This window comes from Streptomyces sp. NPDC006140, from assembly GCF_040628815.1.
Lineage (GTDB): Bacteria > Actinomycetota > Actinomycetes > Streptomycetales > Streptomycetaceae > Streptomyces.
Genome location: NZ_JBEXTS010000003.1, coordinates 361,918 through 375,650 on the forward strand (window position 1 = coordinate 361,918; position 13,733 = coordinate 375,650).

The 13,733-nt window shown below is 73.1% G+C and carries 14 protein-coding genes; 9 read left to right on the plus strand and 5 right to left on the minus strand.

Annotation, left to right across the window (positions count from 1 at the left end; translation table 11 throughout):
- The first annotated feature begins 25 nt into the window (after positions 1-25).
- On the plus strand, positions 26-1,222 hold the full coding sequence (locus ABZ386_RS11075; RefSeq protein WP_356501711.1) for an ABC transporter substrate-binding protein: 1,197 nt from the start codon (positions 26-28) through the stop codon (positions 1,220-1,222).
- Here ABZ386_RS11075 and ABZ386_RS11080 read toward each other — a convergent pair.
- Positions 1,206-3,482 carry an excinuclease ABC subunit UvrA gene (locus ABZ386_RS11080; protein ID WP_356501712.1) on the minus strand — a complete coding sequence of 759 codons (2,277 nt, stop codon included), beginning with the start codon at positions 3,480-3,482 and terminating at the stop codon, positions 1,206-1,208. The genes ABZ386_RS11075 and ABZ386_RS11080 overlap by 17 nt on opposite strands.
- A 10-nt stretch (positions 3,483-3,492) precedes the next feature.
- Positions 3,493-5,118, minus strand: coding sequence for an ABC-F family ATP-binding cassette domain-containing protein (locus ABZ386_RS11085; RefSeq protein ID WP_356616679.1), 1,626 nt, complete (start codon positions 5,116-5,118; stop codon positions 3,493-3,495).
- Positions 5,119-5,416: 298 nt separating this feature from the next.
- Between ABZ386_RS11085 and ABZ386_RS11090 the strand changes: the two genes are divergently transcribed.
- Positions 5,417-6,079 carry a GPP34 family phosphoprotein gene (locus ABZ386_RS11090; protein WP_356501714.1) on the plus strand — a complete coding sequence of 221 codons (663 nt, stop codon included), beginning with the start codon at positions 5,417-5,419 and terminating at the stop codon, positions 6,077-6,079.
- 28 nt (positions 6,080-6,107) lie between these two features.
- On the opposite strand, the gene ABZ386_RS11095 is transcribed toward ABZ386_RS11090, so the two are convergent.
- Positions 6,108-6,524, minus strand: coding sequence for an SsgA family sporulation/cell division regulator (locus tag ABZ386_RS11095; RefSeq protein ID WP_114256529.1), 417 nt, complete (start codon positions 6,522-6,524; stop codon positions 6,108-6,110).
- A 236-nt stretch (positions 6,525-6,760) separates the two neighbouring features.
- On the opposite strand from ABZ386_RS11095, the gene ABZ386_RS11100 reads away from it, so the two are divergent.
- From ABZ386_RS11100 to ABZ386_RS11110, 3 genes are all read left to right on the plus strand, one after another.
- Complete coding sequence (locus ABZ386_RS11100) at positions 6,761-7,873, plus strand: oxidoreductase (protein WP_356501716.1); 1,113 nt, start codon at positions 6,761-6,763, stop codon at positions 7,871-7,873.
- 70 nt (positions 7,874-7,943) lie between these two features.
- Entirely contained in the window at positions 7,944-8,267 is a 324-nt protein-coding gene (locus ABZ386_RS11105; RefSeq protein WP_114256531.1) for a plasmid stabilization protein, read from the plus strand.
- Between the two features lie 75 nt (positions 8,268-8,342).
- Entirely contained in the window at positions 8,343-9,035 is a 693-nt protein-coding gene (locus ABZ386_RS11110) for an endonuclease V (RefSeq protein WP_351333864.1), read from the plus strand.
- Here ABZ386_RS11110 and ABZ386_RS11115 read toward each other — a convergent pair.
- Positions 9,023-9,217 (minus strand): hypothetical protein, encoded by a 195-nt coding sequence (locus tag ABZ386_RS11115; RefSeq protein WP_351333861.1) that lies wholly within the window; start codon positions 9,215-9,217, stop codon positions 9,023-9,025. The two genes, ABZ386_RS11110 and ABZ386_RS11115, sit on opposite strands and share 13 nt — an antisense overlap.
- Positions 9,218-9,395: 178 nt before the next feature.
- On the opposite strand from ABZ386_RS11115, the gene ABZ386_RS11120 reads away from it, so the two are divergent.
- Positions 9,396-9,542, plus strand: a complete 147-nt coding sequence (locus ABZ386_RS11120; RefSeq protein ID WP_198678349.1) for a hypothetical protein — start codon at positions 9,396-9,398, stop codon at positions 9,540-9,542.
- A gap of 15 nt (positions 9,543-9,557) precedes the next feature.
- Here ABZ386_RS11120 and ABZ386_RS11125 read toward each other — a convergent pair whose 3' ends face one another.
- On the minus strand, positions 9,558-10,736 hold the full coding sequence (locus tag ABZ386_RS11125) for a saccharopine dehydrogenase NADP-binding domain-containing protein (RefSeq protein WP_358964618.1): 1,179 nt from the start codon (positions 10,734-10,736) through the stop codon (positions 9,558-9,560).
- Positions 10,737-10,827: 91 nt separating this feature from the next.
- Here ABZ386_RS11125 and ABZ386_RS11130 point away from each other — a divergent pair, with 91 nt between their 5' ends.
- From ABZ386_RS11130 to ABZ386_RS11140, 3 genes are all read left to right on the plus strand, one after another.
- Entirely contained in the window at positions 10,828-11,208 is a 381-nt protein-coding gene (locus tag ABZ386_RS11130) for an MmcQ/YjbR family DNA-binding protein (protein ID WP_355721822.1), read from the plus strand.
- A 110-nt stretch (positions 11,209-11,318) separates the two neighbouring features.
- Positions 11,319-12,497 (plus strand): CaiB/BaiF CoA-transferase family protein, encoded by a 1,179-nt coding sequence (locus tag ABZ386_RS11135; protein WP_358964619.1) that lies wholly within the window; start codon positions 11,319-11,321, stop codon positions 12,495-12,497.
- Positions 12,494-13,708 carry an acetyl-CoA C-acetyltransferase gene (locus ABZ386_RS11140; protein ID WP_351333849.1) on the plus strand — a complete coding sequence of 405 codons (1,215 nt, stop codon included), beginning with the start codon at positions 12,494-12,496 and terminating at the stop codon, positions 13,706-13,708. Before ABZ386_RS11135 ends, ABZ386_RS11140 begins: the two co-directional genes overlap by 4 nt.
- Positions 13,709-13,733 lie beyond the last annotated feature (25 nt).

The window sequence follows — 13,733 nt, forward strand, 5'->3', positions numbered from 1 at the left end:
CAGCGGCGGAGAGAGAGGGGCCCCGGTGCCGTCGACTTCCTTGTGTGTGGGCGTGGTCGCGCCGTTGACGGGCCGGCTGGCCCCCCTCGGGTCACCGTTGTCGTACGTCCTGCGCAGGCTCGCACCCCGGCTGGCGCACGTCCGCAACGGCGGCCGCCGCTACGACGTCACCGTCGCCGTGCGCGACAGCCGCTCGGACCCGGACGCGGCCCGGCGGGCCGTACGGGACCTGGCCGGGACGGACGGCGCGCACCTGGTGCTCACCATGGCGGGAACCCGGGTCCTGCCCGCCGTCGCGGACGCCTGCGAGGAGGCCGGGGTCCCCTGCGTGTCGACCACGTTCCCCTGGCAGGCGTACGTCCACACCCGCGGAGCCCGGCCCGGGCACCGTTTCCGCTGGACGTACCACTTCGCGTGGGGGCTGGACGACATCGCCGCCGTCTTCGCCGACCTGTGGGAACGCGTCGGCGGCGCAGGCACCGTCGGATGCCTGTGGAACGACGACCTGCAGGGGGAACTGCTGCGCCACGACCGGTACGGCTTCGCCCCGGTGACGTCCCCACGCGGGCACACCCTGGCCGACCTCGGCGCCTACCGGGAACCGGCCGACGGCTTCACCGCGCAGGTCGACCGGCTGCGCGAGCACGGCGCCGACCGCGTCACCAGCGCCGCCACCGCCACCGACCTCGCCCTCTTCCACCGCCAGGCCCGCGCGGCGGGGGTGCGGCCGCGGCTGATCACCTGCTCGCGCTGGCTGACCTACCCGCACACCCACACCACTCCCGCCGCCGATGTCCACGGCGAGCTCGCCGACGCCCGCGTGGCCACCCTCGTCTACTGGAGCCCCGACCACCCGTACCGCTCCGGCCTGGACGGCACCACGTGCGCCGAACTCGCCCACGCCTACCAGCAGGACACCGGAGCCGCCTGGCTCCAGCCCCTCGGCCTCGCCCACGCCCTGCTGGAGACCGCCCACCACGCCCTCACGGTGGCGGACGACCCCACCGACCGGGCCTCCGTCGCGCAGGCCCTCTCCGGCGCCGCCCTCGACACCATCGCCGGCCGCCTCGACTGGACACGGGGGCCGACCCCCAACATCGCCCTCCTCCCTCTGGTCGGCGGGCAGTGGCACCCTGATCCGCACGGTCCCCGCCTCGCCGTCGTCAGCAACAGCGCTCACCCGGGCGTACGGCTCACCGGGGAACTCACCCCGGCACGCTGACGTCCGCCCGGACCGCCCGCCGCAGGTGCTCCCCGGTGAACGACCCCCGCGTTTGGAGGAGTTGTCGCGGCGTGCCTTCGAAGACGACCTCGCCGCCGTCCCTGCCGCCGTCCGGGCCGAGGTCGATCACCCAGTCGGCCCGGGCGACGACGTCCAGGTTGTGTTCGACGACGAGGACCGTGTTGCCCGCGTCCACCAGCCGGTCCAGCAGGTCGACGAGTCCCGCCACGTCCGCCATGTGCAGGCCCGTCGTCGGTTCGTCGAGGACGTAGACCGCGCCCGTGCGGTGCAGTCGGGTGGCCAGCTTGATGCGCTGCCGCTCACCGCCGGAGAGCGTGGACAGAGGCTGACCGAGCGTCAGATAGGTCAGCCCGACGTCCCGCAGGGCGCGCAGCCGGCGCCCTACGCCCGAGTCGTCGAAGAAGCCGAGCGCCTGGTCGGCCGTCATCTCCAGGACGTCGGCGATGGACCGGCCCCGGACGGTGAGCCGCAGCACCTCCTCCTTGAAGCGCCGCCCCTCGCAGTCGTGGCAGGTGGTCGTCACCGGGTCCATGAAGGCGAGGTCGGTGTAGATGATGCCCCGGCCCTCGCACGTGCCGCAGGCGCCGCCGGAGTTGAAGCTGAACAGGCCCGCCTCGGCGCCGGTCTCGCGGGCGAAGACCTTCCGTACCGTGTCCATGATCCCCAGGTAGGTCGCCGGGGTGGACCGGCCCGAGATCCCGATCGACGACTGGTCCACGACCACGGCCTCCTCATGGGCAGCGGTGAACTCCCCGACCAGGGTGCTCTTCCCCGACCCGGCGACCCCGGTGACCGCCGTGAGCACACCGGTCGGGAACCGCACGGTCACGTTGCGCAGGTTGTGCCGGTCGGCGCCCTTCACCCACAGCTCGCCGGTGGCCCGCCGCACCTCCTCCTTGACCGCCGTACGCCGGCGCAGACAGCGACCGGTGAGCGTGTCCGACGCGGCCAGTTCCTCCGGCGTCCCCTCGAACACCACCGTGCCGCCCCCGGTTCCGGCGCCCGGCCCCATGTCGACGACGTGGTCGGCCAGCGCGATGACGTCCGGGTCGTGCTCGACGACCAGCACGGTGTTGCCCTTGTCGCGCAGCCGCAGCAGCAGATCGCCGAGCCGGCCCACGTCGCGCGGGTGCAGCCCGACGCTCGGCTCGTCGAAGATGTACGTCATGCCGGTCAGGCTGGAGCCCAGGTGCCGCACGGTCTTCAGCCGCTGACCCTCCCCGCCGCTGAGCGTGGCCGTCTCCCGGTCCAGGCTCAGATAGCCGAGGCCGATCGCCTCGATGCGCTCCAGCGCCGCCACGGCCGCCCCGGCGATCGGCCCGGCCACCGGGTCGTCGATCCCCTTCAGCACGGCGATCAGGTCCGTGACCTGCATGCGCGTGCAGTCGGCGATCGACCGGCCGTCGATCCGGGTGGCGAGCGCCGCCGCGTTGAGCCGTGCTCCCCGGCAGGCCGGGCAGACGCCCTCCGTCAGGAACTCCCGGACCAGGTCGCGGGTCTTCTGGCTCATGGCCGACAGGTCCCGCTTCAGGTACAGCCGCTCGAAGCGGTCGGCGAGACCCTCGTAATCCGTGGTCCAGGTGCCGCCGCTGCCGTTGACGGTGACCTTGCTGCCGGGCCGCCCGCGCATCAGGAACTCCCGCTCGGCGGCGGTGAACCGCCCCACCGGCTTGTCCGGGTCGAGGTCGGAGCTGTTGGTGTACGCCTGGCCCTGCCAGGTCCCTGCGGCGAACGGCGGGAAGCGGACCGCCCCGTCGGCGAGCGAGCGGTCCGGGTCCAGGATGCGGTCCCAGTCGGGCCGTACCGTCCGGCCCAGTCCGTCGCACTCGGGGCACATGCCCGACGGGTCGTTGAACGAGTACGCCGTGGCCGGCCCGGCGCTCGGTGTGCCGTGCCGGGAGAACAGGACGCGGATCACCGAGTAGACGTCCGTCATGGTGCCGACCGTCGACCGGGAGTGGCCGCCGACCGGCCGCTGGTCGACGACGATCGCGGGCGTGAGGTCCTCCAGGGCGTCCGCGTGCGGCCGCTCGAACTTGGGCAGCCGGTTGCGGACGAACCACGGATACGTCTCGTTCAGCTGGCGCTGCGACTCCACCGCGATCGTGTCGAAGACGACCGACGACTTCCCCGACCCCGAAACGCCGGTGAACACGGTCAGCCGGCCTTTCGGGATGCGGAGGGTGACGTCCTTGAGGTTGTTCTCGCGGGCTCCGGTCAGAGTGATGAATGCGGGCATGCACCCGACGCTAGGCGGGAAACCCGACAGCTTCTGACGTGATTTCCTTCAGTTCTCCCTCCTCCAGCAGCAGCCAGCGCGTGATCCCGACCGACTCCAGGAACGGCAGGTCGTGACTGGCCACGATCAGCGACCCCTCGTAGGACTCCAGGGCCGTGGTCAGCTGCCGCACGCTCGCCATGTCGAGGTTGTTGGTCGGCTCGTCCAGCATGAGCAGCTGCGGCGCGGGCTCGGCCAGCATCAGCGCGGCCAGGGCCGCCCGGAAGCGTTCGCCGCCGGAGAGCGTCGACGCCTGCTGGTCGGCCCGGCCGCCCCGGAACAGGAAGCGGGCCAGCCGCGCCCGGATCCGGTTGTTGGTGGCGCCCGGCGCGAACCGGGCCACGTTCTCGGCGACCGTCCGCTCCCCGTCCAGGACGTCGAGCCGCTGCGGCAGGAACCGCAGCGGGACGTGCGCCGTCACCTCGCCCGACTCCGGCGGCAGCTCCCCGGCGATCGTGCGCAGCAGCGTGGTCTTGCCCGCGCCGTTGCGCCCGATCAGCGCGACCCGCTCGGGGCCGCGCAGCTCGAGCCCGCCCTTGATCCGGGCGCCGTACCGGAGCCCGAGATCCTGGAGCGTGAGGACGGTACGCCCCGGCGGGACGGCCGTGAACGGCAGGTCGACGCGGATCTCGTCGTCGTCCCGTACGGCCTCCGCCGCCTCGTCGAGCCGCTCCCGGGCCTCGGCGAGCTTCTCCTCGTGCATGATCCGGTGCTTGCCCGCCGAGACCTGGGCCGCGCGGCTCCTGAGCTTCATGACGGCCCGGGGTTCGCGCTTGGTGTCGTACATCTTCTGCGCGTACCGCCTGCGGCGCGCCAACTTCACCTGTGCGTCGGTCAGTTCGCGCTTCTGCCGGCGGAAGTCGGCCTCGGCGACGCGGACCATGCGCTCGGCCGCCTCCTGCTCGGTCTCCAGGGCCTCCTCGTACGCGGAGTAGTTGCCGCCGTACCAGGTGATCCCGCCGGAGCGCAGGTCGGCGATCTGGTCGACGAGGTCCAGCAGTTCCCGGTCGTGGCTGACGACGACCAGCACGCCCGGCCAGGACTGGACGGCCGCGTACAGCCGCCTGCGGGCGTACAGGTCGAGGTTGTTGGTCGGCTCGTCCAGCAGCAGTACGTCGGGCCGGCGCAGCAGCAGCGCGGCCAGGCGCAGCAGGACCGACTCGCCGCCCGAGACCTCGCCGATGGTGCGGTCCAACTCGATGTGCCCGAGGCCGAGTTCGCCGAGGGTGGCCAGGGCGCGTTCCTCGACGTCCCAGTCGTCGCCGACGGTCTCGAAGCGCGCCTCGGAGACGTCGCCCGCCTCGATGGCGTGCAGCGCCGCCCGCTTGTCGGCGATGCCGAGCGCCTCGTCGACGCGGAGGGTGGTGTCGAGGGTGACGTTCTGCGGGAGGTATCCGACCTCGCCGGCCACACGGACAGTGCCGTCGGCCGGGGCGAGTTCACCGGCGATCAGCTTCAACAGGGTCGATTTACCGGACCCGTTGACGCCGACCAGGCCGGTCCGGCCGGGGCCGAACGCGACGTCCAGGTCCTCGAAGACGGGGGAGCCGTCGGGCCAGGTGAACGACAGGGAGGTGACAGTGATGGATGTAGCCATGGGGGCCTCACTCGCGGTTGCTCGAAGCGGTCGGGGGCAAACGCGTTTCGAGACACCTGCGACCAGGACGGAGAGGCTCCACGGGCATGAGAAAAGCCCTGTACCGGAGGACGGCTCGATCGCCGAGGTCGCACGCGGCGCACACACCGGACCGGTGTGAGGCGGTGTCTCAGGACCTCAGACGAGCAACGTCCTTCTCCAATCGGCGGCAACAGGACCGCTGTACACCGTAGGAGCGGGCCTGGAGCCTGTCAACGGATTAACGTGAAGCCCGATCTCCCCGCCCCGAGGAGGCCCCGTGCCCCACGGCCCGCTCTCGCTGCCGGCCCGGCTCTGCCTGCTGGCCTGGGACGCCGCGCGGCCGACGGCCACCGCCCGGCCGACGGCCACCGCCCGGCTGTCCGATCTGGTGCGGGCCGGTGCCCTCACCGAACTGGCCCAGCGCGGCCTGCTCACCGACGAGGACGGCATCGCCACGCCGGTCGACCTGGACGCGGTCGCGGGTGACGCGGTCCTCGACGGGCTGCTGGAGCTGGTCCGCGAGTCGTGTCCGCACCCCTGGCGGACCTGGGTGACGCTGCGGGCGCGGGTCACCCTCGACGCCGTGCGCGAGCAACTGGTGGCCGAGGGGTGGCTGCGGGCGGAGAAGAAGCGGGTCCTCGGCGTGTTCCCGTCCGTGGAGTACGCACTGGAGCGCGTCGCCGTCGTGGACGCGCTGCGGGAGGAGACGCGGCAGGTCCTCCTGGGACCGTCACCGGTCGCCGGGGTCTCCGAGCGGGACGCCGCGGTGGCCGCCCTCGCCGCCGCGGCGGACCTCCTCGGCCAGGACCTCGCCGCCCGCGAGCAGCGCGTCGAGGAGCTGACCGAGCGGGCGGGGGCGGCGTCACCCGGCCTGGCGAAGATCGTGCGCGAGGTGCGCGCGGCGGTGTCCGCGGCGATGGCGGCATCCGCGTCGCCCTGACCCCGGCCCCGCCCCGGGAGCGGTCAGCTCAGCACGCGTCGCGCATCAGCTCGGCGAGGTCGTGGTCCAGATCCAGCTGGAGGTGCTCCAGGCCGACCGGCACGAGTTCGCTCGTGGCCTCCAGGAACCGGCGCACCTCGCTGGAGCGGACGTGCACCACGGCGGTGCCCTCCGGGGCGTGGAACTCCAGCACCGTACGGTCGTACCCGTACGGCCGCACCCGCACGTCGCCATGACCGTCGGGGGCCTTCAGACCCGCGACGAGCAGCTCGCGGGAGAAGGTCCAGCAGACCTCGACGCCCTCCAGCGTGGCCGGGGCGGGGAAGGTCATGCGGACGGCGAACGGGTCACGCCGGTCGTAGTGCAGCGTCGCGGGAATGCTCGGCATACGCGGCGCGGCGGCGACGAGGCGGGCCTCCACGGGCTGCTCGATGACGATGGACAACGCCTTGCTCCCTTGTGACGGCGACGGACACTTCCGGGCGGATGAGGCCGGGCAATGGAAGAGACGACGGAATCAGCCAATCCGTGCACACGAAAAGCGAGTGACCTCTGTCACCGCGTTCATGCACGGGAGTGACATGGCTCTCCTCCTGCGCCTCGCCGGGCACTTGTGGCATCCCCCGGGGCACGGTGAGGCCATCTGGACGGCACCCTCGGGGTGGGCTAGCTTCCCCGGCCATGAGGCGCTTGGGGAGCACGCGACCGACGGGACGGACACGGAGCAGGGCGACCGGAGTGGCCGCGGGCGCGGCGGCACTGGTCGCGCTCGCGGCCCTGACCGCCGTACCGGCACAGGCGCACGAGCCGGAGCGCCGGGTGCCGCACTGGCAGCTGACGGACACCGGCACCCCGGACGTACGGTTCCGCGGCCTGGCCGCCGTCAGCCGGAACACCGCCTGGGCCGCCGGGACCGGCGGCACCGTCCTGCGCACCACGGACGGCGGCACGACCTGGCGGAACGTCTCGCCCCCGGGCGCGGGGGAGGTGCAGTTCCGGGACGTCGAGGCGTTCGACGCGCGCCGGGCCGTCGTCCTGGCCATCGGCGAGGGTGAGGCGTCCCGCGTGTACCGCACCGACGACGGCGGAGCGACCTGGACGGAGACCTTCCGCAACACCGACCCGAAGGCCTTCTACGACTGCATGGCGTTCTTCGACCACCGCCACGGCCTCGCGATGAGCGACCCGGTGGACGGCAGGTTCCGCATCCTGTCGACCGGCGACGGCGGCCGCACCTGGACGGTGCTGCCGAGCGAGGGCATGCCGGCCGCGCAGGAGGGCGAGGCCGGATTCGCGGCGAGCGGCCAGTGCCTGGTGACGTCCGGGCCGAAGGACGTCTGGCTCGCCACCGGCGGGGCCGCACGCGCGCGTGTCCTGCACTCCGCCGACCGGGGACACACCTGGACGGCCGCCGACACGCCCCTCCCGGCGGGCGACCCGGCGCGCGGCGTCTTCGCGCTGGCCTTCCGCGACCGCACCCACGGTCTCGCCGTCGGCGGCGACTTCCGTCCCGACCAGCCCTCACCCCGGGCCGCCGCGCGCACCGCCGACGGCGGCCGCGCCTGGCGCCCCGTCGCCACGCCCCCGACCGCCTACCGCTCCGGCGTGGCCTGGCTCCCGCACAGCCGCACGGCCGCCCTCGCCGTCGGCCCCACCGGCACCGACCTCACCACGGACGGCGGCCGCACCTGGCGGACGGTCGACCCGGGCTCCTACGACACCGTCGACTGCACCCCGGACCACGGCTGCTGGGCCGCCGGTGAGCAGGGGCGCGTTGCCCGCCTGGAGCAGTGAGCGCGCGGTATGCCCTGATTGTTGGCAGTGTGGGTACTCGTTCACTGAAGCTGAAAGGAAGTGAGCGGTCATGCCACGCGGTTCGAGCTCCAAGCGGGAGCGCCAGTACGAGCACATCAAGAAGAGTGCGCAGGACCGGGGCGAGAGCACCGGCCGCGCCAAGGAGATCGCCTCGCGGACGGTGAACAAGGAGCGCGCCCGCTCCGGCGAGTCGAAGACGGCGAGCCGCACCTCCACGAAGGACATGTCGTCCGGCAAGCGCGGCGGGCAGCGGTCCGGGCAGGGCTCCCAGGGCCCCACCTACGACCAGCTCTACCAGGAGGCCAAGCGCAAGGGCGTCGAGGGCCGTTCCAGCATGAACAAGAGCCAGTTGCAGCGCGCACTGGGCAAGTGAGGCACACGGCCCGAGAAGGCCGGCGGGACTCCCTGACCCGCCGGCCTTCGTGCTGCCCGTAGGCTCGGGACCACCATGACGACCGTACGCATCCCCGAAGACTGGCCCGCCACCGAGGAAGAGGCCCGCGCCGTCCAGGACGAACTGCGCACCCGCCTGATCCTCGACGAACCCGGACCGCCGCCCGGCACGGGCCGTGTGACCGGGGTCGACGTCGCCTACGACGACGAACGGGACGTCGTGGCGGCGGCAGCGGTCGTGCTGGACGCGTCGAGCCTCGACGTCGTCGCCGAGGCCACGGCGGTGGGCCGGGTCTCCTTCCCCTACGTGCCCGGACTGCTCGCCTTCCGCGAACTCCCCGCCGTCCTCGCCGCGCTCGACGCCCTGCCGTGCCCGCCCGGCCTGGTCGTCTGCGACGGCTACGGCCTCGCGCATCCCCGCCGCTTCGGCCTGGCCGGCCACCTCGGCGTGCTGACCGGCCTGCCCACGATCGGCGTCGCGAAGAACCCGTTCACCTTCACCTACGACGACCCGGACACCCCGCGCGGCAGCAGCTCCCCGCTGCTCGCCGGCACCGAGGAGGTCGGCCGCGCCCTGCGCACCCGGGACGCCGTCAAGCCGGTCTTCGTCTCCGTGGGCCACCGCGTGACCCTGCCGAACGCCTGCGCCCACACCCTCGCCCTGACCCCCAGGTACCGCCTCCCGGAGACCACACGCAGGGCGGACGCACTCTGCCGGAAGGCACTGCGGGAGACCTACTCCGTCTGACCCTCCACCCGCCAGCGGCCCACCTCGCGGTACTCCGAGTCGTACACGACCGACCCGTCCCCGGGTTCGAGCGCGTAGTGACGCAGATTGCCGCCCCAGTACCTCAGAATCCGGCCCAGCTCGCCCGCCGGGTCCTTCGCCAACGCGGCGTCGTCCATGGTGACTTCCAGAAGGAACTTCATGCCTTCAATGGTTTCATTGAAGTCCTTGTTGGGACTTTCCGCGCAGCCGCCCGGCCTGGGACGCCAAAAGTCTCAAACCGGGGAGGCCCAGTGTCGCGAGCGGGCGGCGTGAGCTGAGTAGCGGCTCTGAGTACCTGTACGGATGCCCGGCCGCCGCCCCCGTCGGCAGGCTGGGGTCATGACAACGCACCGCGCACCCAAGCCCGTTGCCGGCCCGACCCAGGCGGTCGAGCGGGCCGTCACCATCGGACTGATCCTCGCCGTGCTGGCGGGACTCGGCTGGATCGCCGGGATGATCTACACCATCGCCGAGTGGCCGCTGTAGGCCACGGGGCGGCCCTCAGCGGGCCGCCGCGACGCGGAAGCGGACCCCCGCCGCCTGCAGCCGGCCGGTCAGCGCGTCGCCCATCGCCACCGCCGTGGTGACCTGACCCGCCGTCTTCGGCAGGTCGTCGAAGGCCAGGCAGAGCGCCGACTCGGCGAGCATCTTCGCCGTCTCGCCGTACCCGGGGTCGCCGCCCGAGACCTCCGTGTACACGCGCCGGCCGCCGCCCTCGCCCACGAAACGCACGGAGAACCAGCTCTTCGCCCGCTTCTCCGGGCTCGGCCCGTCGCCGGGCTTGAGACGGCCGGACAGCCACCGCCGCGCGGGCGGCACCTGCGCCGCCGCGACCAGCGCGCCGACGGCCGCGACCCCGCCCACCGCGACGGGCAGCCGCCGCACGGCCGCGTACTGCCGGTACCGGAAGTCGGGCCCGTACCGCTCCAGCGCCGCCGCCGAACGCCGCACGATCTGCGGGTCGATGGTCGGCATCGGCAGCGCCCACGCGCCGACCTCCTCGGCGAACCGCGGAGCGCCGAGCGGCGCCGACGCCCGCCGGCCCACCAGCCGCGGCTCGTGCCGCCGCCGGTCCCGTGCGGCCGCCGCCATCTCCCGCTGCCGCGCGAACTGGTTGAGGGCCGAGGCGAAGGTGCCGCCCGAGAACGCCGCGTCGGCGGTCACGAAGCCCTCGACGCTCAGCGGCACGTCCTCCGGCAGCTGCCGCACGGTGAAGTACACCCCGAGGTCGTGCGGGACCGAGTCGAACCCGGCGGCGTGCACCAGCCGCGCCCCGGTCTCCCGCGCGCGTGCGTCGTGCCGGACGTACATCAGGTCCACGAACTCGGGCTCGCCGCACAGGTCGAGGTAGTCCGTCCCGGCGTCCGCGCAGGCGGCGACCAGCGCCTCGCCGTACGTGACGTACGGGCCGACCGTCGTGGCCACCACGCGCGCGTGCTCGGCCAGGGCGCGCAGCGAGGCCGGGTCGGACACGTCCGCCCGCAGCACGCCGACCTCCGCGTCACCGGGCAGACCCTCCCGCAGCCGCCGCAGTTTCTCCTCGCTCCGGCCCGCGATCGCCCAGCGCAGCCCCTCGGGCGCGTGGGCTGCGAGGTACTCCGCGGTGAGCGCTCCGGCGAAGCTGGTGGCTCCGAAGAGCACGATGTCGTACGGACGGTCCGTCCCGTTTTGCCTGCTCATGACACCCCTCGGTCGTGCAGCCCGTGCCGCTGTCGGTGGCCGAGGCTAGCGTGAGGAGTGCGGAGCCCGACGACGAGCCCGGAGGACGACGATGGCCGTGCCCAGGAATGCCCTGAAGAAGTGGGAGAAAGTGCGCGCGTTCGCCCTGGGGTTGCCGGGCGCGGTCGAGGAGTTCCCGTGGGGCGAGTCCGTCGCGAAGGTCAACAAGAAGGTGTTCGTCTTCCTCGGTGTCCAGGACGGCAGTTACCCCTTGGGGGTGACGGTGAAGCTCACCGACGAGACGGCCCACGCGCACGCGCTGGCGTGCCCCGGCGCCGAGCCCGCCGGATACGGCCTGGGAAAGGCCGGCTGGGTGAGCATCCCCCTGGAGCAGCCGGGCGCCCCGGCCGCGGAGGTGCTCTGCGACTGGGTGGAGGAGAGCTACCGGGTGATCGCGCCGAAGCGGCTGACGGCGGAGCTGGACGCGCCCTGACTTCGTCCGGCAGATTGCTAAGCGCTTGCTCGTTCTGGTCTTGTGCCGACTGGAACGTGTTCTTAACATCGCTGGTGTTACATCAGTTGTGTCACAGCACTGGGGGCTGGATGACCACGGCAAGGACGCCACGGCACGACGGCCCTGGCGCCGACGGCCCGCTCACCGGCGTGCGCGTCGTCGAGCTGTCCGGCATCGGGCCCGGCCCGTTCGCCGCCATGCTCCTCGCCGACCTCGGCGCCGATGTCGTCCGCGTGGACCGGCCCGGCGGCCCCGGCCTCGCGATCGACCCGGCGTACGACGTCACCAACCGCAACAAGCGCTCGGTGGTCGTCGACCTCAAGTCCCCGGACGGCCCGGACCGGGTGCTCGCCCTCGCCACCCGCGCCGACATCCTGATCGAGGGCTACCGCCCCGGCGTCGCCGAGCGCCTCGGCGTCGGCCCCGAGGACTGCCGCGCCCGCAACCCGCGCCTCGTCTACGGCCGGATGACCGGCTGGGGCCAGGACGGCCCGCTGGCCCACCGCGCCGGGCACGACATCGCGTACCTCGCCCCCACCGGCGTCCTCGGCATGATCGGCCGGCCGGACGAGCCGCCGCCGGTCCCCGCCAACCTGCTCGGCGACTACGCGGGCGGCTCCCTCTACCTGGTCGTCGGCGTCCTCGCCGCCCTCCACCACGCGCGGGCGACCGGCTCCGGCCAGGTCGTCGACGCCGCCATCGTCGACGGCACCGCCCACCTCGCCGCGATGATCCACGGCATGCTCGCCGCCGGCGGCTGGCAGGACCGGCGCGGCGCCAACCTCCTGGACGGCGGCTGCCCGTACTACGGCACGTACGAGACGGCCGACGGCAGGTACATGGCCGTGGGCGCCCTCGAACCGCAGTTCTACGCGGAGTTCCTCGCCCTCCTCGGCATCGAGGACCGGGCCGGGGCCCGCAAGGACGTCACCCGCTGGGACCACCTGCGTGAAGAGGTCGCCGCCCGCTTCAAGACCCGCACGAGGGACGAGTGGACGGCCGTCTTCGACGGCTCCGACGCGTGCGTGGCGCCCGTGCTGTCGCTGCGCGAGGCCCCGCACCACCCGCACCTGGCCGCCCGCGGCACCTTCACCGACCACGGCGGCCTCACCCAGCCCGCCCCCGCCCCCCGCTTCTCCGCGACCCCGACCTCCGTCCGCAGCGGCCCGGCCCGGCCGGGCGCCGACACCGCGGACATCGCCCGGGACTGGGACGTCCCCGGGCTCCTCTCCGCGCCCCGCACCCCTCAGCGAAAGGCCTCCTCGTGAGCACCGAAGCGTACGTCTACGACGCGATCCGCACCCCGCGCGGGCGCGGCAAGGCCAATGGCGCCCTGCACGGCACCAAGCCCATCGACCTGGTCGTCGGGCTCATCCACGAGATCCGCGCCCGCTTCCCGGGCCTGGACCCGGCCGCCGTCGACGACATCGTCCTCGGCGTCGTCGGACCGGTCGGCGACCAGGGCTCCGACATCGCCCGGATCGCCGCCATCGCCGCGGGGCTGCCCGACACGGTCGCCGGCGTCCAGGAGAACCGCTTCTGTGCCTCGGGCCTGGAGGCCGTCAACCTGGCCGCCGCCAAGGTGCGTTCCGGCTGGGAGGACCTCGTCCTCGCCGGTGGCGTCGAGTCGATGTCCCGGGTGCCGATGGCCTCCGACGGCGGCGCCTGGTTCAACGACCCGATGACCAACCTCCAGGTCAACTTCGTGCCGCAGGGCATCGGCGCCGACCTCATCGCCACCATCGAGGGCTTCTCCCGCAGGGACGTCGACGAGTACGCGGCGCTCTCCCAGGAGCGGGCGGCCACGGCCTGGAAGGAGGGGCGCTTCGACAAGTCCGTCGTCCCCGTCAAGGACCGCAGCGGCCTCGTCGTCCTCGACCACGACGAGCACCTGCGCCCCGGCACCACCGCCGACTCCCTCGCCAAGCTGAAGCCGTCCTTCGCGGACATCGGCGAACTCGGCGGCTTCGACGCGGTCGCGCTCCAGCAGTACCACTGGGTGGAGAAGATCGACCACGTCCACCACGCGGGCAACTCCTCCGGCATCGTCGACGGCGCCTCGCTCGTCGCGATCGGCTCCAAGGAGGTCGGCGAGCGCTACGGCCTCACGCCCCGCGCGCGGATCGTCTCCGCCGCCGTCTCCGGCTCCGAGCCGACCATCATGCTCACCGGCCCCGCCCCCGCCACCCGCAAGGCCCTCGCCAAAGCCGGACTCACCATCGACGACATCGACCTCGTCGAGATCAACGAGGCGTTCGCGGCGGTCGTACTGCGGTTCGTGAAGGACATGGGCCTGTCCCTGGACAAGGTCAACGTCAACGGCGGCGCCATCGCGCTCGGCCACCCCCTCGGCGCCACCGGCGCGATGATCCTCGGCACCCTCGTCGACGAACTGGAGCGCCAGGACAAGCGCTACGGCCTCGCCACGCTGTGCGTCGGCGGCGGCATGGGCGTCGCCACGATCGTCGAGCGCATCTGACCCCCTCCCGACGGATCACACGGAG